Source organism: Pseudomonas amygdali (assembly GCF_002699855.1).
Classification (GTDB): Bacteria; Pseudomonadota; Gammaproteobacteria; order Pseudomonadales; family Pseudomonadaceae; genus Aquipseudomonas; species Aquipseudomonas amygdali.
Map to the genome: position 1 here is coordinate 55,122 of NZ_LKBW01000223.1, position 26,065 is coordinate 81,186.

Here is a 26,065-nt window from a genome sequence, read left to right on the forward strand (position 1 = left end):
CGTAGGCGGTCATCATACTGCTGCCAAACCACTTGAAGGGATTCACCTATGCATCAATCTAGTTTTTTCGGCAGAAAAGTCGTCGTTGCTACGTTTCTGATGGCTGTGTTTGGCTGGGGCATAGGCTTTTACGGTCCGCCGATATTCATGTATGCCGTGATTCAGAGAACCGGCTGGTCGACCGCGCTGTGCTCGGCTGCGGTCACGGTGCATTTTCTGGCAGGTACGTTGGTCGTGGTCAACCTGCCTGCGTTGTACAAAAGGTATGGCCTCCCGTGGATTACGGTTTCAGGGGCGGCAACCCTTGCTGTCGGTGTGTACGGCTGGTCGATCGCCAATCAGCCCTGGCAATTGTTCATCGCCGCGGCGCTGAGCGGATTCGGTTGGGTAACCATGGGCGCGGCAGCGGTCAACGCTACCATCTCGCCGTGGTTTGTCAGCAAGCGCCCTGGCGCATTGGCGATGGCCTATAACGGCGCAAGCATCGGCGGTGTAGTCTTTTCATCGGGCTGGGTGTACCTGATCGACCGGTTCGGGTTCAGCCTTGCTGCGGTCGTGGTGGGTGTGCTTTCAACAGGTGTGATCGCGCTCCTCGCTTTCGGTGTGTTCCGTTTCAGGCCTGAACATCTGGGTCAGCACCCCGACGGCATTCTCCAGATAACCACTGACCTGCCTCCATTCCAGGACACTGCGCCCATAACGTTACGGAGTAACCGACCATTCCTCACGCTGGCGGCAGCCATGTCGCTCGGGCTGTTTGCGCAGATCGGCCTGATCAGCCAATTATTCCTGCTGCTGACTGATCACGTCACACAGCAGACCGCAGGTATGGCCATGGGTGTCGCTACCTGCAGCGCTATCTTCGGCAGGTTTCTGTCCAGCAGGCTGTTAGCGCCAGGCACCTGTCGACGCCACGTCGCCTGCCTGAGTTACGCCTGCCAGTGCCTGGGCTGTGTGGTGCTGATGTTTATAGGCACAAGCCCTGCCCTGTTATGTGCCGGCATGATTCTTTTCGGTGTGGGTATCGGCAATGCGACATCACTGCCTCCGCTAATTGCCCAAGCGGAATTTCCCAGGCATCAGGTTGCGCGCGTGGTGACGTTGATCGTCGCCATCGCTCAAGGCTGCTACGCCTTTGCGCCAGCACTCTTCGGTGGTGTCCGGACTTTATTCAACGGGCCTGACAGCGACCTGATAGCGCTGGCACTTGCTGCCAGTATTCAGGCGGCAGCGATACTTGTCCTCATCAGCACGCGGCCACATGGAAAACCGTAGCCAATTCCGAAAACAGAGTGAACACTCTGCTTTTAAAAAAGAATATTAATTTCCATAAAATAATAGAAAACACTAATTTATTGCCGTAAATATGAATTGTATGGGATTAAATAAAAGTTAAATCCGTATAGTTGATACCTGAATTTACATACGATCAAATATATAAAATTGCATTCGTGTATTTTACCGTTCAGCAATTTTCTGCTTGTCACGCACGTTTTGAAGAACCTGTCGGCCGCCCCGAGCTGCCGACTTGCATGTCTGCCTGTTTCATATTTCTATTTGGAGACTCTCCCGATGGCCAGCCCCCTGCTGCCTGTTGTTGCCACTTTACTGATGTCCCTCGCCGCCCTGCCGGTGTCTGCCGCTGACAGGCAGAACCCGCTGCCATCAACCTCGAGCGAGCGGCGTGCAGAGGTCGACGCTCAGCGTGAGCAGATCACCGGTGCCGACGCTGCCGTACAGAAAACGCCCAATGGCGCGCAAACGGTGGTGGATGCGCCGATCGACACTGCTGACGCCCCTGCCGGCAGTGAAGACCACTGAGTGACCCACTGACTGCAACCGATCAACCTATGAATGACGTAAGGAATAACTCCGTGTCCATGATCAAACAAGGCCTGGGCCTGAGCCTGTTGGCGCTCGGTATCGCCCAGGCAGGCAGCGTGTTCGCTGTGACGCCGATGACAGGCAATGAAGTCGAAGCGCGCGTAGGCGCAATGCTCGACAACATGACGCAATCGGAAAAAATCAATTTCTCGCGCGTTGACGACGGCCGGATGATTCCGAAGCTGGACAAGTTCAACCTGCAGGGTACGGTCGCCTATGACTCGGCGATGGGCGTTCTGGTCGGCGGCAAGACGTTCGGTGCGCAGTACCCTTCCCCGTCAGCACTCGCAGCCACCTGGAGCATCAACCGGGCCAAGGAATTCGGTCTGGCGATCGGCTACGAAACCCGGATAGCGGGCGGGCAGCAAATGCTCTCGCCAGCCATAAACCTCTACCGTACGCCTTTCAACGGGCGAGCGGCTGAGTACATGAGCGGCGAAGACCCGTTTCTCGGTGCAGTACTGGCGCCTGCGGTGACCAACGGCATTCAGGTGCAGGGCGTCCAGGCGGCCGCCAAGCATTACCTGATGAACGAGCAGGAAGCGAACCGTCATTATCTGGATGTGAAGATTGACGAGCGAGCGATGCAAGAACTGTATCTGCCTGGCTTCGAGTCACTGGTCAAGAACGCCAATATCGCCTCGATCATGTGCGGCTACAACAAGATCAACGGCGAATACGCGTGTGAAAACCACCACCTCATCACCGACATCCTGAAAGGCCAATGGGGCTTTCAAGGTAACGTCATGAGCGATTTCAACTCGGTTCAGGACGCCTTCAAGGGTGCGTGGGCGGGTACCGATATCGACATGCCCAGCGGACTCCAGTTTACTGAAGCCAAACTGCTGCCTTATGTCTGGAATGGTCAACTGCATCAGAACGTGATCGACGACAAGGTGCGCAGAAACCTGAGAGCGCTGGTCAGCTACGGCTTTGACAAGGGGATCAACAAGGCGCAGCCACTGGAGCATCGTGAGTACGGGCAACTGGCGGCCTTGAACGTGGCCAGGGAGTCGATAGTTCTGCTGCGCAACCAGCCGGTAGACGGAAACAAGCCTCTGCTGCCACTGTCCAGAAACGCAAAGATAGCGGTCATTGGTGATCTGGCCATGCAGCCCCCGACCGCGCCGTTCGGTACGGCTTATTCGGCACCCGCAAGCTATGTCACTGAACTGAGCGGCCTCAAGCAACTGGCGTCGAATACATCCAACGTGGAATACCTTTCACAGATGAGCCTGAACCCGAAGTCGTCGGTCTGGTATCAGCCCGCTAAAGACCAACAGGCCATCAGCAATACCGGTGTAAAAGCCGAGTATTACGCCAATACCTCGCTGTCCGGCGACCCGGTTGCAACCCGCGTCGAACCCGGCATCAATCTGGACTGGATTACCAACACCAACCAGACCGATAACGGCACCAGCACAGTCAACGGCTATACCCCGTCAGCAGGCTCGTTCTCGGCGCGTTTCACCGGCAAGATCAAACCGACGATCAGCGGCCCTCAGGTGTTCAAGGTACGGGCGGACGGTGCCTATAAACTCTGGATCAATGACGAGCTGGTGCTTGAGGATGAGGGCTCGCAAGTCTCGTTCGACCTGATTCCAGTGGTGCCGCGCACCGTCAAAACGGCCAGTCTCAAGGCTGGTACCGAGTACAACGTGCGCCTTGAATATCGCCGGCTTAAAGGCAACTTCACTCCGGTGCTGGGTGGCATGAACGGTGTGCAGATGAGCTGGGCATCGTTGCGTCCACCGAAGAACCTGGGAGATTACGACGCTGTCGTGGTAGCCGCCGGCAATAACTTCGAATACGAGGGTGAGTCGCTTGGTCGGCCGTTCGAACTGCCGCAATTCCAGTCCGAGTTGATCAGCTTCATTCAGAAAGCCAACCCCAAAACCATCGTCGTACTGCACGGTGGCGGTGGTATGGATATGCAGCCCTGGGCTGACAAGGTAGCTGCGTCTCTGCACGCATGGTATCCGGGGCAACAGGGTGGTCAGGCACTGGCCGAAATTCTGTATGGCAAGGTCAACCCGTCGGGCAAGCTTCCGATCACCCTGGACAAGAAGGCGCAGGACAACCCCAGCCATGCTTCCTACTCGAACCCGGTGCCGTACTATTTCAGCAGCGCCAACCCTCCAGTTGAAATGACCTACAGCGAAGGCCTGTACCTGGGCTATCGCGGTTACGACAAGAAGCACACCAAACCGCTCTATCCATTCGGTTTCGGGCTTTCCTATACCACGTACGAGTACAGTGATCTGAAACTGTCGAGCAACGTATTGGCTCCGGGCGCGACCATTCAGGCCTCTTTCAAGGTCACCAATACTGGCGACAAGGCAGGTTTTGAAGTTGCTCAGCTTTATGTGCAGCCATCCAGGCCTCAGGTTGATCGCCCGGAGAAAGAGTTGAAGGGCTTTACCAAGGTTTACCTGAAGGCAGGTGAGAGCAAAACCGTCACGATTGCACTGGACTCGCGTTCTTTCGCTTATTACTCACCCGATTCGGTGAGCTGGACCGTCGACCCTGGCAAGTTCAAGGTCCTGGTTGGAAAGGACTCGGAAAACCTGACACTCGACCGCACGGTAGTAGCGCTTTACCCGGAGCAACTGACCACACGAGATTCAAACCCCCTTCCAGTCCCCCTGCGCAAGGCAGAGCAGGCTTACTAAGCAACAGCCATTCTGAGTAGCGGTAATCGGTGGTCGATGCGACCACCGATTACTCTCATGCGATTGATCGTTGATCAGCGCCCAGTCAGATCCCGCGCCAGTCGTTCGAGAAACCTGGCAAATGCGCTGTCTATCTGCACGTCTGCTGGCGATCGAAGCCACTGAATCTGCATGCCATCCATCATCGCAACTATCTCAAGGCTGATTTGCCTGACATCAATGTCCTGGCGAATTTCACCTGCCTGAGCCAGCACATTCAGATGCGTCTGAAGATGACTGTGCACAATCTGGAAACGCTCACTGAACCAGCGGTGTGCAGGGTGCGTGACCGACAGACTTTCAGTGTTTATGATCATCAGCGCCTGGCTGACGGAGGCGTCTTCGATGCTGAAACTCATGACCTGCTTCAGAAAGGCCATGAACCCCTCCAGCGAAGCGACTTGCCCGGCGTCCTGCAACCTGGCAGCAACGTACTGATCCCGATGTTCAAGAACAGCTTGCAACAACACCAGTTTGGTCGGGAAATGATGCAGCAATCCGACCTGAGAGAGACCTGCAACCTTGGCAATGTTAGACAACGAGGCCCCCGCATAGCCATCCCGGGCGAAGATGGTCATGGCTGCCTGAATAATCTCTGCCTTGCGCACCTCCCCTTTGGGAAGACGTCGCTTCACCGCAGGTTGCTTGACTGTGGCGGGTGTATCAGAACTGTTTGAATTCACGGACATACGAAGGGCACTGTTCGCACAACGAAAGGATAAATCGTAGCATGCGACCGGAAGAAACCCGGAAAAAAGGCCTGAGCACCGATATTGACGCCCTTTAAAGAAACCCGCACGCATGCCGATGCATACCGAAGCCCGACTGTATGTCGATAGCCATAGAGAGACATACCCAAAGTACGGCACCTGGCACCCGGACGCTGAGGGGCACTGGCAAGCGTCGACCTCGACAGTGAGATTGCAGTGCGAAAAGCAGCCACGGGCAGCTGCCCGACCATGCAGACAATTAACGTGTGAGCCGGAGGCGCTCTGAAATACCTGACAAGAGAAGAGCTGGAAGCACAGGTCGTGCACCTGCGCGCAGCACTTGAAGAAGCCGGTATCGACGCCGGGCCGGAAAACGGCGCAGCAGCACTGCCCAGCCGGGAGGCTCGCAAGCGTGCGGCTTTTGACAGCGCGCTGGACTTTGCCATGATCCTCACGGATCCAGACGGCATCATTACCGACTGGAATCCGGGTGCAGAACAGGTGTTAGGCTGGTCCGCTGCACAAATGGTCGGGCAGGATGCGGAGTGTTTCTTCACGCCGGAGGACCGCGCCTGCGGCCGGATCGAACATGAAATGCAACTCGCTCTGAGCGTCGGCCGAGCGTCGGACGAACGCTGGCACTTGCGCAAGGATGGTCAGCTGTTCTGGGCGTCTGGCGAAATGATGCCGCTGTATGACGAGGAAAATACTCACCTTGGCTTCGTCAAGATCCTGCGCGACCGCACCCGGGAGCATCTGGTGGCACGCGCAACCGAAGAAGCCCAGGAACGTTACCGGTTGGCCGCCAAGGCTACCAATGACGCAATATGGGATTGGGATTTTACCGCCAACCACGTGCTCTGGAATGACGCACTGGAACAGGCATACGGCCACCCCCTGGCGACACTTGACACCTCCGGTAACTGGTGGATAGCCCAGATCCATCCCGATGACCAGACACGCATTTACCACTCTATCCATGCATTGATTGACGGCAGCGGCACTGCCTGGACCGATGAATACCGTTTTCGCCGATTCGATGGTACTTATGCCAATGTTCTGGACCGTGGTCATGTGATACGCAACAACGAGGGCAAAGCCGTACGCATGATCGGCGCGATGCTCGACATGTCACAGATGCAACAGGCAGAAAACGCGCTGCGCCAGAGCGAAGAGCGCTCCAGAGCCATGCTGGAGACCATCGAAGCAGCGTTCGCCATCATTCAGGTCAAGTTCGATGCAGACGACAGCCCGGTAGACTACCGGTTCATCGAGGTCAATCCTGCCTTTGAACGTCAGGCCGGTGTCGATTTGCGTGGCAAGTGGGTGACCGAGTTTGCTCCAGACCTGGAGCGTTTCTGGTTTGAGGCTTATGGCCATGTCGCCAAAACCGGCGAACCTGCCAATTTCGAGAATTACGCCAAGGCGTTCGAGCGCTGGTTTGAAGTCAGAGCGGTGCGTGTCGGTGAACCGGCTGATCGACAGATTGCAGTCATCTTCAGTGACGTGACGGAAAGACGCAACGCCGAGGAGCGATTGCGCACCAGCGAAGCCGTCGCACGCGCGAACGTCGACCGCGTTCAGCTCGCCCTCGCCGCGGGTGCGATTATCGGTACCTGGCATTGGGACTTGACGGCCGACCGCTTTACCGTCGACGAAGCCTTCGCCAAGGCGTTTGGTCTTGACCCCGCTCTGGGCTTCGATGGTTTGAGTCTGGAACAGGTCATTGCCACTGTTCATCCCGAAGACAAACAAGGCTTGATTGATGCTATCAACGCGGTCATCACCAGTGGGCGTGTTTATGCCCACCAGTATCGGGTCCGCCGTGCCGACGGCCTCTACTACTGGATCGAGGCGAACGGTCGTGTCGACCGTGCCGATGACGGCACTCCACTGAGCTTCCCGGGCGTGCTCATCAACGTCGATGAACGACGTGCTGTGGCGGCCGAGCGCGACCGGGCCACTGCAGCGCTGCGCTCGCTCAACGACACGCTTGAACAGCGCGTGGCAGCACGCACTGCGGAACTGATGCAGGCTGAAGAAAAGCTGCGTCAGTCGCAGAAAATGGAAGCTGTGGGGCAACTGACTGGCGGTCTCGCCCATGATTTCAACAACCTGCTGGCGGGCATTTCCGGTGCTCTGGAATTGATGAACACCCGTATTGCACAGGGGCGCTGGAACGATGTAGACAAATACATCGTCACCGCACAGGGCGCTGCCAAGCGCGCCGCGGCCTTGACGCACAGGCTTCTGGCCTTCTCCCGACGCCAGACACTGGACCCACAGCCAACCGACGTGAACAGGCTGATGAAAGGCATGACAGACCTTATCCAGCGCACGGTAGGCCCCAGCATCGTGGTCGAAACCATTGGCACCATAGGTCTATGGCCAACGCTGGTCGATGCAAGCCAGCTGGAGAACGCGCTGCTGAATCTGTGTATCAACGCCCGCGACGCGATGCCGGACGGCGGGCGCATCACGATCGAGGCCGACAACCAATGGATAGAAGGTGATGTGGCGCGGATGCACGATATGCCTGAGGGTCACTATCTGTCGCTGTGCGTGACCGACACCGGCACAGGCATGACGCCCGATGTCATCGCCAAGGCATTCGACCCCTTCTTCACCACCAAGCCCATTGGTCAGGGCACCGGTCTTGGTCTGTCGATGATTTACGGGTTCGCCAATCAGTCCGGCGGTCGGGTGCGCATTCAGTCGCAGGTGGGCAAAGGAACCTCGATATCCCTGTATCTGCCACGTTACGACGGTACAGCGACCAGAGACGAGAGCGATGTGCACCAGGCGCCGTTCGAATTTACCCAGTCTGGAGAGACCATTCTGATCGTGGACGACGAACCGACGGTACGCATGCTGCTCACCGACGCGCTCGGGGATCTGGGTTATACCCTGATCGAGGCGGCCGACAGCCTGGCCGGCCTCAAACTGCTGCGCTCGGACGTGCATATCGATCTGCTCATCACCGACGTGGGCTTGCCCGGTGGCATGAACGGGCGACAGATGGCCGACGCGGGACGCGAAGTACGTCCGCATCTGAAAACCCTGTTCATCACCGGTTATGCAGAAAACGCTGCCATTGGTGACGAGCAGCTCGGGCCAGGCATGCGGGTACTGACCAAGCCGTTTGCGATTGATGCTCTGGCTGCCCGAGTCCAGGAATTGATGAGCGCCTGATGCAACCGGCTCGTTGCGATCCTGCTTCGGGCCTTCGACATTGAGCGCTGCGCGAACCCGGTGCTAACATGCGCGACCGCCATGCAGGCAAGGGAATAACCGGGTCATGAGCAGTATCCGCGAGCGCAACAAAGAACTCATCCTGCGCGCTGCCAGCGAAGAATTCGCCGACAAGGGCTTCGCCGCCAGCAAGACCAGCGATATCGCGGCCAAGGCCGGTGTCCCCAAGCCCAACGTCTATTACTACTTCAAATCCAAGGAAAACCTCTATCGCGAGGTGCTGGAAAGCATCATCGAGCCCATCCTGCAAGCTTCGACGCCGTTCAATCCTCAAGGTGTACCGGCCGACGTACTGAGCAGCTACATCCGTTCGAAGATCCAGATTTCCCGTGACCTGCCCTTTGCCTCAAAAGTGTTCGCCAGCGAGATCATGCACGGCGCCCCGCACCTTACGTCAGAGCAGATCGAACAGCTCAATGGGCAGGCGCGGCACAATATCGAATGCATTCAAGCCTGGATCGACAGCGGGCAGATCGCCCCGCTCGATCCCCATCACCTGATGTTCACCATCTGGGCCGCGACCCAGACCTATGCAGATTTCGACTGGCAGATCGCAACCGTCACCGGCAAGGCGAAACTGGAGGACGCTGATTACGAGGCCGCGACCCGGACCATTCTCAGGCTGGTGCTCAAGGGTTGCGAGCCGGACCGCTGAACCCCACCCCGCTTTGCTGCAGACGCAAAAAACCCGCCGAAGCGGGTGGTTTTGCAACATGACCATACCGACATCCTGTCAGTAGCCTCCTGGCAATGGTCGATCTTCCCTGACCGCTGCGGCGTTCCTTCGCTGCAGCTGTTGAATTGGATCCTACATTCACTGAGGGTCCGTCGATAGAGCCAATCGCGTCTGTTGGTGTAAGCCTTTCGCTATACCGATGTAGGTCTGTAAAAAAATGTGACTGTCATCTCATGTTTGGTCATGATGCGCCGAGAAGCTTAAAAGGCTCTGCATCGCGCGTTGCGCGGCTCGGTTTCCATAAAAAGAAAAAATAATGCACGGGATGACAATCATGAGTATGCGCAGTTTTTCCATCAGCCGCCGTCTGTGGCTGATCCTTGTGGTTTCAGTGCTGATGCTTTTTGTTTTGTCGGCGACCCTGCTCAGACAGATCCATAACGATCTGTATCAGGCCAAGGCCGAAAAAACCATGCATGTGGTCCAGACCGCCAGCGGCATACTCACCTACTACCAAGGGCTTGAAGCCGCGGGCAGCATGACGCGCGAAGCCGCGCAACAACAGGCCTTGAAAGAGATAAAGGGCTTGCGTTACAGCCAGAGCGACTACTTCTGGATCAACGACCTGCGCCCGGTGATGATCATGCACCCCACCAACCCCAAACTTGAAGGCCAGGACATATCGACCATCAAGGACCCGGACGGCTTTGCGGTGTTCAACGAAATGGTCACGCTGGTCAAAGCCCAGGGTGCCGGGATGGTGAATTACCGCTGGCCCAAGCCCGGCGCCAGCGAGCCGGTGAAAAAAACTTCTTACGTGCAGCTTTTTCAGCCCTGGGGCTGGATTCTGGGGTCGGGCGTATACGTCGATGACGTAGCGGCAGAGTTCAAGGCACAGCTATGGAACGCCGGCATCTTCATCGCAGGCATCGTGCTGGTCATGGTCCTGCTACTGGTCATGATTGTGCGCAGTATCGTGCGACCGCTGAGAGCGGCGGTCGGTGCAATGGCCAGCATCGCCAGTGGCGAAAGTGACCTGACCCGTACGCTGGAAACCCACGGCAAGGATGAAATCACCGAGCTGGGCGTTCACTTCAACGCCTTTGTCGCCAAGCTGCGCAATGTCGTCGGCCAGTTGCAGAATTCGGCAGTAGCGCTGGGCCAGGCCTCAACGGATCTGGGCAGCAATGCCGGGCAGGCGCAGAAACGCAGCGAGCAGCAGTCCCAACAAATGGACCTGGTTGCCACCGCGATCAACGAAGTGACCTATGGCGTACAAGACGTGGCCAAGAACGCCGAGCAGGCCGCCAACGAAATGCGTGATGCCGAGTCACAGGCGCAGCAGGGTCAGGTCAACATCGATAACAGCCTGCGCCAGATCGAACACCTGTCCACCACCATCGGCCAAGCCGTTGAAGTGATGCAGAGTCTGGCCAGCGAGAGCACGCAGATCGGCAGCGTACTGGAAGTCATCAGTTCGATTGCCGAGCAGACCAACCTGCTGGCGCTGAACGCCGCCATCGAAGCGGCACGCGCAGGTGAACAGGGTCGTGGCTTTGCCGTAGTGGCTGACGAAGTACGTCTGCTGGCCCAGCGCACCCAGAAGTCGACTGCAGAAATCCAGGCCATGATCGAACGCCTGCAAAAGCATTCCGACGCGGCGGTCAAGGTAATCGGCGACAGCAGCCGTTCCTCGCAACTGACTATCGAGCAGGCCAACCAGGCAGGCCAGAGCCTGACGTCCATCAGTCAGGCGCTACGCAACCTCAATAGCCTGAACACCTCCATTGCCAGCGCTACTCTGCAACAGACGCATGTGGTGGACGACATCAACCAGAACGTGACCCAGGCCGCGCAACTGTCCCAAAGCACTGCACTCGCCGCTGAACAATCGACTTCGGCCAGCCTGCACCTGCGCGACTTGAGTGAAGAACTGAACGGGCTGCTGAAGCAGTTCCGGGTTTAAATCTGCATTGCGATGGGGTGCACGGAACCTAGTGCGCTTCTTGTTGCCTGACACCTGCTTAATCAACCGCTCATTTAGCTGCTTATTTATTGCAGGGGGTCACATGCGCACACTGGAATTGGCAGGCAGAACTGTGCCAGTGCTGGGTCAGGGCACCTGGCACATGGGTGAAAAAGGGCACCTGCGCTCGGCAGAAATTGCTGGCCTTTGCATGGGTATCGAACAGGGCCTGACCCTGATCGACACCGCCGAGATGTACGCCGACGGCGCTGCCGAAGAGATCGTCGGGCAAGCCATCGCCGGGCAACGCGACAAGGTATTCGTGGTCAGCAAGGTCTACCCGCACAATGCCAGCCGCAGCGGTATCCCGGCCGCGTGCGAAGCAAGCCTGCGAAGGATGAACACCGACTACATCGACCTTTATCTGTTGCACTGGCCGGGCCAGTACCCACTGACCGAAACCGTCGAAGCCTTCGAACGCTTGCAGGAAGCGGGTAAAATCGGCGCCTGGGGTGTTTCCAACTTTGATGTCCCGGACATGATCGAACTGAACAACCCGCGTTGCGCGACCAATCAGGTGCTGTACAACCCGGAACAACGCGGCATCGAGTTCGACCTCATGCTGTGGAGCGCAGACCGCCACTTACCGATGATGGCGTACTGCCCGATTGGCCAGGCCGACGATCTGCTTTACCACCCTGCCCTGCACGAAATCGCCAAACGCCATGACGCAACACCGGCGCAGATTTCCCTGGCGTGGGTGCTGCGTCAGGACAACATGATCGCCATTCCCAAGGCGACCAACCCCGAGCATATCCGTCTGAATATCGCTGCCGAGCAGATTCGCCTCACCGAGCGCGACCTGGCCGACATTGATCTGGCCTGGCCAGCGCCGACTCGCAAAGTACCGCTGGCAATGGTCTGACCGGTGTCGATGCAGTAGCAGCTGTCGATTGACTGAACGGCCGCCAATGCGGCCGTCTCTTCATGTGACAGATGACACACCCGGCAACAAGCTGTCACAAATATGAAATAACGCCTTGTCATCATGCGGCCTTCGCCTCCCTGCCCGGGCCAGGCCGCACGTGGACAGCCATGAACCACAGTATCGCGCACCATCATCAGGACTCCGACCTTTTCGGTCTGCTCTACGGCTTCCGTTTTCGCCACGCTGAAAGTGGCCAGGAAATCGGCTCGGCCGCCGCGCTGGATTACCTGCAAAATCCTCCCGAAGAGAACGACTTCATCTGGCTGCACCTGAACCTGTCGCACGCAGCCTGCGAGCGCTGGATGAAAACCCATCTGGACCTTCCAGAAGAGTTTTTCGAGGCCCTGCACGAGGGTTCGCGTTCCACCCGAATCGAGCACGTCGACGCCACGTTGCTGGCAGTAGTCAACGATGTGGTGTTCGATTTCAACAGGCTCTCGACCGACATCTCGACCTTGTGGGTCTGCGCTCGACAGCGCTTGCTGATCACCGCCCGGCTGCAGCCACTGCGTTCGGTAGACAAGTTGCGCTCGGCGGTCAAACGCGGCGAACAGTTCGATTCACCGCTGGAACTGCTCGCTCACCTGCTGAGCGATCAGGGCGAAGTGCTGACCCAGTTTCTGCGCAAGACCAGCGTCAACGTCGACCGCATTGAGGACCAGTTGCTTTCACAGCGACTGAGCAACAATCGCTCCGAACTCGGTGCCATGCGCCGTGTGCTGGTGCGACTGCAGCGTCTGCTGGCGCTGGAACCGGGCTCTTTGATGCGCCTGTTGCACAAGCCTCCGCAATGGCTGCGCGAGCAGGATGTCCAGGCGCTGCGCCAGTCCATTGAAGAGTCCTCGCTGGTGATCAACGACCTCACGGCACTGGGCGAGCGCATCAAACTGTTGCAGGAAGAGATTGCCGCCAACCTTAATGAACAGAGCAGCAGAACCCTGTTTACCCTGACCGTGGTAACGGTTCTGGCATTGCCGATCAACATTGTCGCGGGCTTTTTCGGCATGAACGTGGGGGGTGTACCACTGGCGTCCGACCCTGAAGGCTTCTGGATTCTGGTGGCACTGGTCGCGACGTTTACGCTGGTCGCGGGACGCTGGGCATTTCGCAAACGTGGCGATTATTGACCCGGCCTGCCGGTTGTCAGAAATCTGGCGCAAAAGGCCACTGATTACTCGCATGTCGCATCTCTGTCACATTTTGCAATGACCATGTCAATATTCTTTCAATCAGGATTGCGAACATGGCTATAAACGCACTTTCTCCCGATGCGACGGGCCGGGCGGGCCTGTCGGCAACTCACTTCGGGCGCAAACCGGGTCGACTGACCATGGTCATTTTCTTCGCGATACTCATCGCCGGCCTGCTATTTACTGGCTACAGCCTCAAGCAGGATGTCGATGACATGGGCACGGTGGTTACCACCTGGACCCCGTTCGTGCTGCTGGGCGTGGCGTTGCTGATTGCACTGGGGTTTGAGTTCGTCAACGGTTTCCATGACACCGCCAACGCAGTCGCCACCATGATCTATACCCATTCCCTGCCACCCGGCTTTGCGGTGGTCTGGTCGGGGTTCTTCAACTTTCTCGGCGTGATGCTCTCCAGCGGTGCAGTAGCGTTCGGCATCATCGCACTGCTGCCGGTGGAGCTGATTCTGCAAACCGGCTCATCGGCAGGCTTCGCCATGATCTTCGCCCTGCTGATCGCGGCGATCATCTGGAACCTGGGCACCTGGTGGCTGGGCTTGCCAGCGTCCTCGTCGCATACGCTGATCGGCTCGATCATCGGTGTCGGCATCGCCAACGCCTTGATGCACGGACGGGACGGGACCAGCGGCGTGGACTGGTCTCAGGCAACCAAAATAGGCTACTCGCTGCTGCTGTCTCCATTGGTGGGTTTCGGCTGTGCCGCCTTGCTATTGCTGGCCATGCGCATGTTCATCAAGAACCGCGCGCTGTACAAGGCACCAGAAGGCAATGCACCGCCACCGCTGTGGATTCGCGCCATGCTGATCGTGACCTGCACCGGCGTATCATTCGCTCATGGCTCCAATGACGGGCAGAAAGGCATGGGGCTGATCATGCTGATTCTGGTCGGTACCCTGCCGATGGCCTATGCGCTCAACCGCACCATGCCGGCCGATCAGGCCACTCAGTTCGGCGCGGTGGCAGAGGTCACCCAACAGGCACTGATGCGCAGTGCTCCCCTGCCTGCCCCGGCTGACTCGCGCCAGACCCTGTCGGATTATCTGGTCAGCAAACAGGCAGGCCCCGACCTGATCCCTGCGCTGGCGGTCATGACCGGCAAGATCGGCAATCAGGTCGCCAGTTACGGCTCGCTCTCGAAGGTGCCTGCGGAAGCGGTGACCAACGTTCGAAACGACATGTACCTGACCTCGGAAACCATTCGGGTGATGGATAAGAACAAGGTAGGCAATTTCGACGCCGATACCCAGACCAAGCTCGATGCGTTCAAAGGGCAGATCGACAGCGCGACGCGTTTTATTCCGACCTGGGTCAAGATTGTGGTCGCTATCGCCTTGGGGCTGGGCACGATGGTCGGCTGGAAACGCATCGTCGTGACGGTAGGTGAGCGCATAGGCAAGACGCACATGACCTACGCACAAGGCGCGTCGGCAGAAGTCGTGGCGATGTTCACCATCGGCGCGGCGGACATGTACGGGCTGCCAGTATCAACCACCCACGTGCTGTCATCCGGGGTAGCGGGGTCGATGGTCGCCAACGGTTCAGGCCTGCAAATGCGCACCTTACGCAACCTGGCCACCGCCTGGGTGTTGACCCTGCCGGCTGCCATCCTGCTTTCGGGTTCGCTGTACTGGGTGTTCGGCAAACTGTTTTGAGGTCTTCAGCGAGCGGTGCCTGCTGCCATCAAGTCTTGATGCAGGTCGCAAAGAGGACGCGGAGCGTCCAGAAATGCATGCGACGCGGAGCGTCGCACGATAGTTGCGATGATCGTTCCGCACGCTCCAGCGTAGGAATGCAGGTCTCGACGCGGAGCGTCGCACGATAGTTGCGATGATCGTTCCTCACGCTCCAGCGCAGGAATGCAGGTCTCGACGCGGAGCGCCGCACGATAGTTGCGATGATCGTTCCGCACGCTCCAGCGTGGGAATGCAGGTCGCGACGCTCTGCGTCGCACGATAGGGGTGGCGAGATTATCGTGCCTCGGGACCCGATGGTTCATCACCCTCTACACTGGTATCGATACTCACCACCACCGACATGCCCGGCCGTAAATGCTCGAGCATTGGCTGATCGGCATCGACCACGATGCGCACCGGGATGCGCTGGGAAATCTTCACAAAGTTGCCGGTCGCGTTATCGGCAGGCAGCAGGCTGAATTCAGAACCTGCGGCAGGCGAAATTCGTTGTACGTGGCCGTGCATCTCGTGACCGTCGAGCGCATCGACGGTAAAGCTTACCGGCTGGCCAAGGCGCACATGGGCCATCTGGGTTTCTTTCATGTTGGCAACGATCCAGCGCTGCTCGGGTACCAGCGCCATCAATTGTGCACCCGAGTTGACGTAGGCACCCAGGCGCACGCCGATCTGCCCCAACTGCCCGTCACGCGGGGCGACAATGCGGGTGTTGTCCAGGTCGATGCGCGCCAGTTCGATGGCCGCCTGAGCATTGGCCACTGAAGCTTCCAGTGAGCCACGGTTGACGATCACCGTTTGCAGATCCTCGCGGGCGATCTGCAATACCGCCCTGGCTTCAGCGACCGCGGCATTTGCCTGCGCATCGGCAGCACGGGTCACATCAAGCTCGCTTTTCGATACCGAGCCATCGGTCACCAGTGCCTGATTGCGGCGCAGATCGGCAGCACTCTTGCGGCTCTGGGCGATGCTGTTCTGCAGTTCAGCCTGGCGCTGGCCGATGGTCGCTTCGGCACTGCGTCGCTGTTGCAGGTTATTAGCCAGCGAGGCTTTCTGTACCGCCAGTTGCGCAATGGCCTGATCCAGGCGCTGGCGATAAATACGATCATCCAGACGCACCAGCAAGTCGCCGGCCTTGACGAACTGGAAGTCCTGAACCGGCACTTCGTAAACATACCCGCTCAACTGCGGCCCGATCAGCGTGGTCTGGCCCTTTACCTGGGCGTTCTCGGTGCTCTCGATCGGACTTGCGAACGGTGGCAGTTGCCAGGCGTATAGCACAACCAGCACCCCGACCAGCGCGACGGCAGCGAAAATCACCGAAGACACGACTCGCTTGCGGGTCGAGCGCGGCTTGCTGGTCACCGGCGACGTCAACGGTGCAGGTGGCGGCGCGCTGCGGGTTGCTTCTGTATCTGAGGTCGTGGATTCGTTCATGAAGATTTAACGCCGGAATTGGATACGGAAGGCGAAGCGGCAGGTGCTACAGGTGCCAACGCCAAAGGTTGAGTGGTCATTTTCAGCCACAGGACCCGGGCTGAAATCCAGATCATGGTCAGTACGGCAATCAGGGCGATCAGCATGAACACATCGTTGTAGGCCAGCACATTGGCTTCTCGGGTCGCAGCCGTAGCCATCGCGCGCATGCCTTGAGTGTTGCGCAGCGACGGGTCGGCAATCGCTGAACTGTAACTGGCGCTGTAGCTCTGCAATCGCGCCTGAACCAGCGGGTCGATAAGGGTCAAGTGCTCAACGATGTGACTGGAGTGAAACTTCTCGCGCACGATCTGAAAAGTGCCCAGTGCAGCAGACCCGATCAGGCCGCCAATGTTTTGTGTGATCCCGAACAACACCGAAAAACTCACCATGTTGCGCGGGTTGGCCAGTACACCACTGATCCCCAGCACCAGCGTCGGACCGAGAAAAAACGTACCGCCGAATGCCAGCAGGAATTGACTGAGATACATGTTCGACTGACGGGTCAGATTGGTCGAATGACTGTCCATCCAGGCACCGACTGCCATCATCGCCAGAGAAATCAGCAATGGCTTGATCAGGTGCGCAGGGTTGATGGTCAGCGCACTGACCGCCAACCCGGCCACACTGCCCAGCAACATCACCATGTACAGCGTGTGCAGTTGCTGACTGCCCATGTTCAGCGCCTGAAGAAAGCCTACGGCACCCACTGACTGCTCGGACAGCACCACGCGAAACAGGATAACGGCCAGCCCTAGACGCAGAATCGCCCCGCTGCCTAGCCAGCGCGTGATCAGCAACGGATTGCTTCGGTTATGCTCGATGGCCAGTCCGGCGCATATCAGCACAATGGAGGCCGCCGACGCCAGACCTATCCACTGCGCTTCCAGCCACCATTCAATGCGCCCCAGCGAGAGAACGGCACAGAGCAGCGCAAAACCACCAGCCAACAGGCCGAAGGTCAGGAAATCCAGCTTTTCGAACGCCTTGAAACGATCACCCGGTGGCAGCTTGAGCAGCAGTACGCAACCCAGCGAGAGTAGCGCCATACCCAGTTCAAACAGATACAAACCGCGCCACTGGGCGATCTGCAACAAGTCTTCTGACACCAGCCGGGCCAGCGGCGTCGCCAGCTGGGCGGTGCCAAGCCCGAGCACCAGCGCCTTGAGCCGCCATTTCTGCGGAAACGCCTGAATCATGTAATACAGCCCAAGGGTACTGAGTGCAGCGCCAACCATGCCGTGCGCCGCACGCACGGCGATGGCTGAATCAATATCGTTGACGAACAGGTGCGCCAGCGTCACCAGTGCATAAAGCACTAGAAACAGTTCGGTGAACGCGCGCAAACCGAACTGCTGACGAAACTTCACCAGCAGCAGGTTCATCGACACATTGGTCATGATGTACGCAGCCGGCAGCCAAGCGATGTCCTGCGACGTAGCACCCAGAGCACCCTGCAAATAGGGCAGGTTGGCAACCACCAGCGCGTTGCCTAGTCCGCCAGTCAGCGCGACGATCACCCCCACCAGCGCAAATGCCCAGCGCCGCGCATCGGAATGCAAAGGCGTCGAAGGCGAGCCGGGCATGGTTGGACGCTCATGGGCGGCCCACTCGCGCGGGGCATATTTATCAGTCATAGAGAACGGTCATGGAGACTTTCATGGGTGCACCCGAGGAATTCCCTTTTGTGACACTAATGACAGTCATAATACTCATCAGCCAGGCAATGATTCACCCCGGTCAGCCCGGCGCATTAAACTCAGTCTCGCCGCAAACGCTCTAAATAGTGGCTTTGTAAAACTTCAGGCTATGCTTAAAACGCAGTTTTGCTTTGCACATTTGCGCTGCTAGGATCTTCTGCGACGCTCCAAAAAGACTCGAACAAGAAGAAAGCGCAACCGAACAAGGAGTTCAGAATGAGTTCACAGGTTTCATCGGCCCGCCCGGTTCGGCAACCCTCCAGCCGGGATTCGATCGTTGTCGAGGTGCGTAACCACATGGGTCACCTGACCCTCAATCGCCCGGAAGGCCTGAACGCAATCGATCTGGACATGGTCCGCACACTTCGCCAGCAGCTTGACCTCTGGGCTGACGACCCGTCTGTTCATGCAGTGGTTCTGCGCGGCGCAGGTAGCAAGGCATTCTGCGCTGGCGGCGATATCCGTTCACTGTACGAAAGCCATCAGAACGGCCAGGACCTGCACTACACATTCTTTGCCGAAGAGTATGAGCTGGACCTGACCATTCACCGTTACCGCAAACCGATACTGGCCCTGATGGACGGTCTGGTGCTGGGCGGCGGCATGGGCCTTGTCCAGGGCGCTGACCTGCGCGTGGTAACCGAACGCAGCCGACTAGGCATGCCGGAAGTCGCCATTGGCTACTTTCCGGATGTCGGTGGCAGTTATTTCCTGTCGCGTCTTCCTGGCGAGCTGGGCACCTGGCTGGGCGTGACCGGGTCCCAGATCGGCGCTGCCGATGCCTTGTACTGCGGGCTTGCCAACTGGTCGATGAACAGCGAAATGCTGCCGCGCCTCGACCACATGCTCGACCACCTGAAATGGAAATCGACGCCGCTCAAGGACCTGCAGGGTGCCCTCGCCAAGCTGGCGACCCAGCGCCTGCCCTACCCGCCTCTGGAAACCCTGCGCCCGGCGATTGATCATTTTTTCGGCTTGCCGGATATCCCCAGCATACTCGAGCAGTTGCAAGAGGTGGTCATCGGCGACACCCGCGAGTGGGCGCTGGATACCGTCGGCCGCATGAAGCGTCACTCGCCGCTGGCGATGGCCGTGACCCTGGAAATGCTCCGTCGTGGCCGTCACTTGCCACTACAGGACTGCTTTGCCATGGAACTGCACCTGGACCGCCAAATGGTTCGAGCGCGGCGACCTGATTGAGGGCATACGCGCCCTGATAATCGATAAAGACAAGAAGCCGCAATGGAAACACGCCAGCGCGCAGGACGTCAGCAGCGCGCATGTGCAGGGTTTCTTCAGCGGTGTGGAGAATTAAGTCGTGCACGACCTTGAATTGACCGAAGAACAGGTAATGATTCGCGACATGGCGCGCGACTTTGCCCGCAACGAAATCGCCCCGCACGCCCAGGCCTGGGAAAAGGCCGGCTGGATCGATGATGCGCTGGTCGCCAAACTTGGCGAGCTGGGCCTTTTAGGCATGGTGGTGCCGGAGCAGTGGGGCGGTACCTACATCGACTATGTCGCCTATGCATTGGCGGTTGAAGAGATCTCCGCTGCCGACGCAGCTACCGGCACGCTGATGAGCGTACACAGCTCAGTTGGCTGCGGGCCAGCGCTCAATTACGGGACTGATGAGCAGAAACACACCTGGCTGGAAAAGCTCGCCACCGGTCGGGCTATAGGTTGCTTTTGCCTGACCGAACCGCATGCGGGCTCTGAAGCACATAACCTGCGCACTCGTGCCGAGTTGCAAGGTGATGAGTGGGTCATCAATGGTGCCAAACAGTTCGTCAGTAACGGCAAACGCGCACAACTGGCCATCGTGTTTGCCGTGACCGACCCACAGCTCGGCAAAAAGGGCCTGTCAGCGTTTCTGGTGCCCACCGAAAACCCCGGTTTCGTGGTTGACCGCAGCGAACACAAGATGGGCATCAGGGCGTCAGACACCTGCGCCGTCACGCTTAACAATTGCCGTATCCCGGCGGCCAACCTGCTGGGTGAGCGCGGCAAGGGGCTGTCCATTGCCCTCTCCAACCTGGAAGGTGGCCGTATCGGCATCGCGGCGCAGGCGCTGGGCATCGCCCGCGCCGCGTTTGAAGCCGCGCTGGCCTATGCGCGTGAACGTGTGCAGTTCGACAAGCCGATCATCGAGCACCAGAGCATCGCCAACCTGCTGGCCGACATGCACACCCGCATCAATGCCGCGCGGCTGTTGATTCTGCATGCCGCGCGCCTGCGCAGCGCCGGGCAGCCGTGCCTGTCCGAAGCCTCGCAAGCCAAGCTGTTCGCTTCGGAAATGGCCGAGTGGGTGTGTTCCAAAGCAATCCAGATTCATGGCGGCTACGGCTACCTGGAAGACTACCCTGTCGAAAGGTACTACCGCGACGCGCGCATCACCCAGATCTACGAAGGCTCCAGTGAGATCCAGCGTCTGCTGATTGCCCGCGAACTGCGTCACTACCTGGTCTGATAAACGCGACTGCCCCGGCGATGCCTATCGCCGGGGCATGCTGTCAGCGCGTCATGAATCGCTCCCGCCCAAGCAGTGTCACCAGCAACGCGACCGAGTCGGCGTTTTTAAGCGTGATGTCGATACGCTTGCGAACATCGTCGTAAAACACGTCTTGAGCCTCATCTAGGGTCTTCTTACCCGCTATCCGCAGAATCGTCTGCTTACCATTACCGTCCGTTCGCCTCAAGTCGCGCCACGCGTCTTCATCCAGCTGCCTGAACAGTTTGTCGCGGTCAGTGTGGTAGGACAGGGTCTTTTGCTGTTGATAGGTCAGCTCGTTTCTGATGCGCAGTCGATACTCCGATGCATCATCCAGTAAATCAACAAATGGCGCCTGAGATTCGAGATAGGCAATGTCGTCAGTCTTGAGCACCAGGTGAGATAACTCATGAATCAGGATCGTGGCGCGATAATGCGGACCATGCTTGAATTCACCCGAGCGAATGACGTTGAGCTTGAAACGGTAGGTAGGCAAACGAAAGAACTGCTCAGTCAGAAAAACCCGCCTTAATGGGTCAGCTTCGAAGATAAACGCACTGGCGGACTCGTTGCCCACCCGGTTAATGCCGACCACGTAACGCTTGGAGTCGATAGGCGACATCGAAGGGCTCATCAACTCCTCGTAAATCTTGGTAACGGCCTTTTTGGTGACTTTATATAAATGCTCATCCGGGACCTTCTGAGCAAAAAAATCAGCCAGTATCTTTTCCGTCCGTGGATCTGGCTTTCCGTCCGGCAATCGCCTGGTCAGGTTGGCCAGGCAGTTTTCCAGATAATGCTGAGCCTGAACATATGCATCTTCGATGGCCTGGGCCATTTCTCGATAGGAATGTCGAATCTCGGACATACCTCGAGCATTGATGACTATCAGGTCGTCAACCAGATCATCAATGACGCTGCCTTCAATACGGGTAAGTGCACCACCGCCACCTTTTAGTCCGCCCTGAATATCGAGTTTCCATTGCTGATCGGCATCAAGACTGACCGAGGGGCCAATCTTCTTGCCCGCAATAATGAACCAACCGTCCTCATCGGACTGCAATTCATAGGTCTTACCACCAATGGCTGCATACTTTCTATCGGTGGCCGGATCGCGGTAGACACTTAACAGCTCATCCCTTTGCAGCGTGTCCAAGGCGATCTCATGAGCTTCGAATTCGCGCAGGCGGTCTCTTATCTGCTGCGTCAGTGAGCTATTGCTCCAGGAAAACCCGGACTCATTGGGCTCATCTTCCAGTTGCAAAAGCGTGTCGGACAGAGCAGCGTCGTCCGGTAACGTGCTGGTCTCGTCAACCGTACGTGATGTGAATGCCGAAGAGTTCTGCCCGGAAGAGATCATTACGCTCAAGGCAGCCATGAACTCCGACAGGGCCTTGCCCCAGTGCTGCCCCCCGGCCGAGATGACCGACAGATTCAATAGCGCCTGCCCCTGGATGATACCAACCAATGCACCCAGACGCCCCGGCATCAGTGCCATGACTTGCTCGGCCCCCAGAGTGAACAGGTACCGGGAAGCAGCGCGGCGCTGTTCGGCATTAGTGACGCTGTGCTGTTGCACTTGTAACTTCAGGGTATCCAGAGCGCCCTCGAACATCAGCAGCAGACAGTTACCGTTATAGGGATCGATTTGCACGGTCACCGGTGCAGGAGTATCAAAGGGCACGTCAAAAGAGGATTCTGCACTGAAAGGGAGATGCGGCTCCACGAAGCCACCTTTGTCATAGACTTTGCGCAAATGGGGATCAACACGATCCAGAATGTACGCTTGAAGATAGGTAGAGGTATGGATGTCCCTCAACAGCGCAGCCTGGTCCTGGTACTCCTTGAAAACAAATTCGTCGTGCAGTGGCGCGTAAAGCACCCACGGTCCCGATTGGCTTTCATGCGGCCCCATCAGATACGTATTGAGTACGAGGGTCGGCTCCCAGCCTTCCTTGGCAGGGAGCAACTGCAGGGGGCTGAATACCATCTTGCAGCCGTTGACGGGAAGGCGTGCAATGGCATCAGGCATATCAAGAACGTTTTCGATAACCGTATAAGCTTGCTCGGACAACTCATTCTTGAGCCTGAGCGCAAACGCTCGCAGTATATCCAGCGAAGGGATCTGATCGACGAACAGTTTGCGTCGCTTGAGGTAATCAGGAGCAGTCGCGGCAAGGATCGGGTCGAGCATGCTCCGGTAACCCGCAGCGATGTCCAGCGACCTCACCAGATCACGAACGTAAGCCGGAGTGAGCGACGCGTTCAGTGGCTTATCGTGCGCTGATGAGAGAAGGATGACCCCGTCCTACCTGGACAGGAAACGGTCGATGGCATATTCCACAAGGGTTTCGCTGACTGATTGTGTGGCCGCCGGTATCGACTGGGGTGTCTGCCCCGGTGCGACCGGGACAGGAATGTAATGCGCCATTGTCACCCGGACGCTTTCAGGGTCAGGGCAAGGCTCGGTGAAATCAGTGTTGAACCTGCTTTTCAGTCGCTCGCAGGAGTAGTCATAGAGACTGGGTATATCAAACAAAAAATCTTTCTGGCCGATACAGGTCACATAGAACCGCTGCAGGGCATTCACCAGCGTAATCTGATCAGTCCCCGACGCTTCGCTGACCCATGAAGGGACGATGGCTTTGTAGATGATGAACTGGATGGCAACGCCCAGATAGCCAAGAGCCTGGCGATTTCGGTCATCGCGCTCTCCTGCACTCAGCAGGTTGACGAAAAGTTCTGACGGTACCCGCCAGGTCACGGCCTGCTGATAAAGATACGCCACGGTGCTTCGCTGACGTTCCACCTCGCCACGTTGTAACATTTCGATGAAATGCTCTTCAATGCGTTGCAGTTTTACCTTGAGATCCAGCGTGCCAGTCCGGGTACGATGATCAAGCAGCCTCTGCCTGTCCGGCTCGGCAAGAACCCCCGACAAGTGCGAAACCAGTTCGAAACCTGTCAACCGCGCAGCAATGTAGTCTTTCAGTGCCTGCAGGGTTTCGAAACTTACAAGTCCCTTGCTCAGTACCCACAGAGCGGGCGAGCTGTGAGCAAGCCTGTTATTGATCACGAACGCGTTGGGCACCTGGATTGCAGGTGATTCAGGATCGAACTGAACAGAAACGGTGAACGCATCGACCTGTGACTCACCCAGAGCCTACCTGAGACCAGGCAGTGGCCGGTCCAGTAATTGCTGAACGCTCTCGATGACCGACTCGGGAAGCAAACCTGTACGCTTTTCAACAAGCAATTCCAGGCGCAGTGCATACTCGCGGACCAGGCCGGATATCACACCGGGGCGCTCGCTGCTATCCAGCTGACGAACCGTACGTGAATAGAATTGGCTGATTTGCTCTTCGAAGCGGCGAGGAAACTCCTCCTGTACACAGACCAGTATGTGTTCGAGCAATGCCAACGGCAGGCGTTGCAACGGCCGGTTCAGAACCGGAGTTATCAGCCCTGCCACCACCACGCTGTCTGACAGGGGGTCCTGCGTGTAGCCACAAACGCGGTCAAGCGCCAACGAAAGCAGCCGCACAGGCACCCCATCCATGGCAGCCGGCAAGATCCAAAGGGCCCGGGCATCCAGAGGTGGTCCTCCAATTACAGCCAGGTAACGGTTCAGCGCGTGACGCATGCAGCCCTCTACACCGGCATGTAGAACATCAACGCGCTCAAGCAACACATCAAGCTTCTTCAGTTTGCCAATCCAGTTGTAAGAAGGCTCGGAAACAAGCGTCGGATGCTCCCCCACGCTAGCCTGGATCGAGGCTCCCCAGGTTTAGCCAAAGGGCAGCACTTCCGGACGCCAGCGCCCTGAGTCGTGGAGGTTTGATAGCCGGCCATCCAGTAGTGCGCGAATATCCAGTGCATCATCAACCCGAACCGGATTTTTTTCATATTGGATCGGTGGCAGGCCCAGGACATAACGCAAATTGCGCTTTTGCAGAGCGATCACAGAGTCAGCGAATTCACTGAAAAACACGTTGGCTAACGCATCCTGATACGACTCGACCTTACCCTTCTCTTTAATGGCAAGGTGATCGTTCAAGGATGAATAAAACAGCAGCTCGGCACGTGAGGGGGCGCTCAGTACGTGCGCTATTGCACGAGCCGGATCATCAAAGCGCAAGAAGCCCGACAGCGAGGAGTAGAGAAACGCACTCGACGGCTGTTCTGCGGGAAAATCAATCAGGAACACGCCCACCAGCTTGACAGGCTCCTGTCCAGCAACGGTGACTGACAACCGTTGAACGCGTATCGACTGTGCATTGCCAGGTTGCGAGGGTAACAGGCTGAGCAAACAGCGATACTCTGCTTCAGTCATCGTGCCATGTGCCCGGCTCGATAGAAGATGCTGAAGAAAGCACTCAGCGAGCGCATGACCAATAAAGTCTCTTGCTGTACGGCCGTCCTGTCGTTTTGACATCCAGTAGTCAGACAGCAATTGCTCGTATGCATCGCGGACTCCCGAAACCACGTCAGCCAGCGCCAGCTCGAAAAGCTCGCTCTGCGCTTGCGGCAAGACAAGGCCCCGCGCATCCAGAAATTGCCGTATCAGACCCGTCGGAAGAACGTTCAGGGAAAATGCCTGCACAGCAGCATCAGCCAGATACTGAGTGCCCACTACCGATGACACCACCGGATTGGCTCCGGGGTCAGTGCCCAGAATCTGCACCACCTGACTGAAAACGTCGACGCTGTCTGCGACGCCTCTCTGCACTAACGCCGTCTGCAAGGCCTTGCCTGCCGCAGCTCGCAGGTCCGGCAGCTCCTGCAGCTCCTGCAACTGGACCAACAGGCGTTCCAGATGCCCGGCCTGCTGGCGCATGATCGCCAGCGTACGCGCTTCGAAGAGCGAGCCCTCGACACGCTCTGCCTCGATAGTCGATATATCGCTGACGTCGCCAAACCGCTGCTGCAAGGCACTTAGCAGCGAAGTGCGGCTCTCGAATCGCTCGACCCCGAAGGTCAGGGTACTCAAAAAGACTGGCGCGGCACCTGGCGTGGGGTCACTGATTAACAAGGCACCCGCAAGTTCGGCGTTATCGGGCGAATTGTCGCCTATGATCAGCCGATCAGCTCTTGGAAGGGGTGCATCGCTGTTGGGCTCGACACTTACTCCGACCAATAATTGCAGCCACTTGCCATCTTCACTGCTGATGCGTGAGCTGCCGACTGCGTCATGAATGTCCTGTGTGAATCGGCTGCGCAGAGAGTCGCTGAAAAAATAGGGAAGTACTGTTGGCATGTGCTGTTTCCTTTGACTAGCCCTCATCGCTCACTGCGCCGGGGCACGTGGCAGAGGA

The 26,065-nt window shown here is 57.8% G+C and carries 13 protein-coding genes and 2 pseudogenes; 11 read left to right on the forward strand and 4 right to left on the reverse strand.

Annotation, left to right across the window (positions count from 1 at the left end; translation table 11 throughout):
- The first annotated feature begins 48 nt into the window (after positions 1-48).
- The 3 genes from AO277_RS14710 (at position 49) to AO277_RS14720 (ending at position 4,556) form a co-directional block, all read left to right on the forward strand.
- Positions 49-1,275 carry an MFS transporter gene (locus AO277_RS14710; RefSeq protein WP_044317493.1) on the forward strand — a complete coding sequence of 409 codons (1,227 nt, stop codon included), beginning with the start codon at positions 49-51 and terminating at the stop codon, positions 1,273-1,275.
- A gap of 297 nt (positions 1,276-1,572) precedes the next feature.
- Positions 1,573-1,821 carry a hypothetical protein gene (locus AO277_RS14715; RefSeq protein ID WP_004660712.1) on the forward strand — a complete coding sequence of 83 codons (249 nt, stop codon included), beginning with the start codon at positions 1,573-1,575 and terminating at the stop codon, positions 1,819-1,821.
- 59 nt (positions 1,822-1,880) lie between these two features.
- Positions 1,881-4,556 carry a beta-glucosidase gene (locus AO277_RS14720; protein WP_044317494.1) on the forward strand — a complete coding sequence of 892 codons (2,676 nt, stop codon included), beginning with the start codon at positions 1,881-1,883 and terminating at the stop codon, positions 4,554-4,556.
- Positions 4,557-4,630: 74 nt separating this feature from the next.
- Here AO277_RS14720 and AO277_RS14725 read toward each other — a convergent pair whose 3' ends face one another.
- Positions 4,631-5,284 (reverse strand): TetR/AcrR family transcriptional regulator, encoded by a 654-nt coding sequence (locus tag AO277_RS14725; RefSeq protein ID WP_029241051.1) that lies wholly within the window; start codon positions 5,282-5,284, stop codon positions 4,631-4,633.
- A 342-nt stretch (positions 5,285-5,626) separates the two neighbouring features.
- On the opposite strand from AO277_RS14725, the gene AO277_RS14730 reads away from it, so the two are divergent.
- The 6 genes from AO277_RS14730 to AO277_RS14755 all read left to right on the forward strand — a co-directional run bounded on the left by AO277_RS14730 (position 5,627) and on the right by AO277_RS14755 (position 15,047).
- On the forward strand, positions 5,627-8,497 hold the full coding sequence (locus AO277_RS14730; RefSeq protein WP_044317495.1) for a PAS domain-containing hybrid sensor histidine kinase/response regulator: 2,871 nt from the start codon (positions 5,627-5,629) through the stop codon (positions 8,495-8,497).
- 106 nt (positions 8,498-8,603) lie between these two features.
- The gene (locus tag AO277_RS14735) at positions 8,604-9,212 is read left to right on the forward strand and encodes a TetR/AcrR family transcriptional regulator (RefSeq protein ID WP_004660707.1); all 609 of its coding nucleotides are present in this window, start codon (positions 8,604-8,606) and stop codon (positions 9,210-9,212) included.
- A gap of 355 nt (positions 9,213-9,567) precedes the next feature.
- Entirely contained in the window at positions 9,568-11,199 is a 1,632-nt protein-coding gene (locus AO277_RS14740) for a methyl-accepting chemotaxis protein (protein WP_002552764.1), read from the forward strand.
- Positions 11,200-11,302: 103 nt separating this feature from the next.
- Entirely contained in the window at positions 11,303-12,124 is an 822-nt protein-coding gene (locus tag AO277_RS14745; RefSeq protein ID WP_044317496.1) for an aldo/keto reductase, read from the forward strand.
- 170 nt (positions 12,125-12,294) lie between these two features.
- The gene (locus tag AO277_RS14750) at positions 12,295-13,314 is read left to right on the forward strand and encodes a transporter (RefSeq protein WP_002552763.1); all 1,020 of its coding nucleotides are present in this window, start codon (positions 12,295-12,297) and stop codon (positions 13,312-13,314) included.
- A 116-nt stretch (positions 13,315-13,430) separates the two neighbouring features.
- On the forward strand, positions 13,431-15,047 hold the full coding sequence (locus tag AO277_RS14755; RefSeq protein ID WP_044317497.1) for an inorganic phosphate transporter: 1,617 nt from the start codon (positions 13,431-13,433) through the stop codon (positions 15,045-15,047).
- A gap of 315 nt (positions 15,048-15,362) precedes the next feature.
- On the opposite strand, the gene AO277_RS14760 is transcribed toward AO277_RS14755, so the two are convergent.
- Positions 15,363-16,520 (reverse strand): HlyD family secretion protein, encoded by a 1,158-nt coding sequence (locus AO277_RS14760; RefSeq protein ID WP_005733139.1) that lies wholly within the window; start codon positions 16,518-16,520, stop codon positions 15,363-15,365.
- Positions 16,517-18,196: an MFS transporter gene (locus AO277_RS14765; RefSeq protein WP_044317498.1), complete on the reverse strand. Its 1,680-nt coding sequence runs from the start codon at positions 18,194-18,196 to the stop codon at positions 16,517-16,519. The genes AO277_RS14760 and AO277_RS14765 overlap by 4 nt, the downstream gene beginning before the upstream one ends.
- Positions 18,197-18,475: 279 nt before the next feature.
- On the opposite strand from AO277_RS14765, the pseudogene AO277_RS14775 reads away from it, so the two are divergent.
- Both AO277_RS14775 and AO277_RS14780 read left to right on the forward strand, forming a co-directional pair.
- A pseudogene (locus AO277_RS14775) lies at positions 18,476-19,574 on the forward strand (enoyl-CoA hydratase/isomerase family protein).
- A gap of 3 nt (positions 19,575-19,577) precedes the next feature.
- The gene (locus AO277_RS14780) at positions 19,578-20,729 is read left to right on the forward strand and encodes an acyl-CoA dehydrogenase family protein (RefSeq protein ID WP_044317499.1); all 1,152 of its coding nucleotides are present in this window, start codon (positions 19,578-19,580) and stop codon (positions 20,727-20,729) included.
- Positions 20,730-20,772: 43 nt separating this feature from the next.
- Here AO277_RS14780 and AO277_RS14785 read toward each other — a convergent pair.
- A pseudogene (locus AO277_RS14785) lies at positions 20,773-26,007 on the reverse strand (dermonecrotic toxin domain-containing protein).
- Between the last annotated feature and the right edge of the window lie 58 nt (positions 26,008-26,065).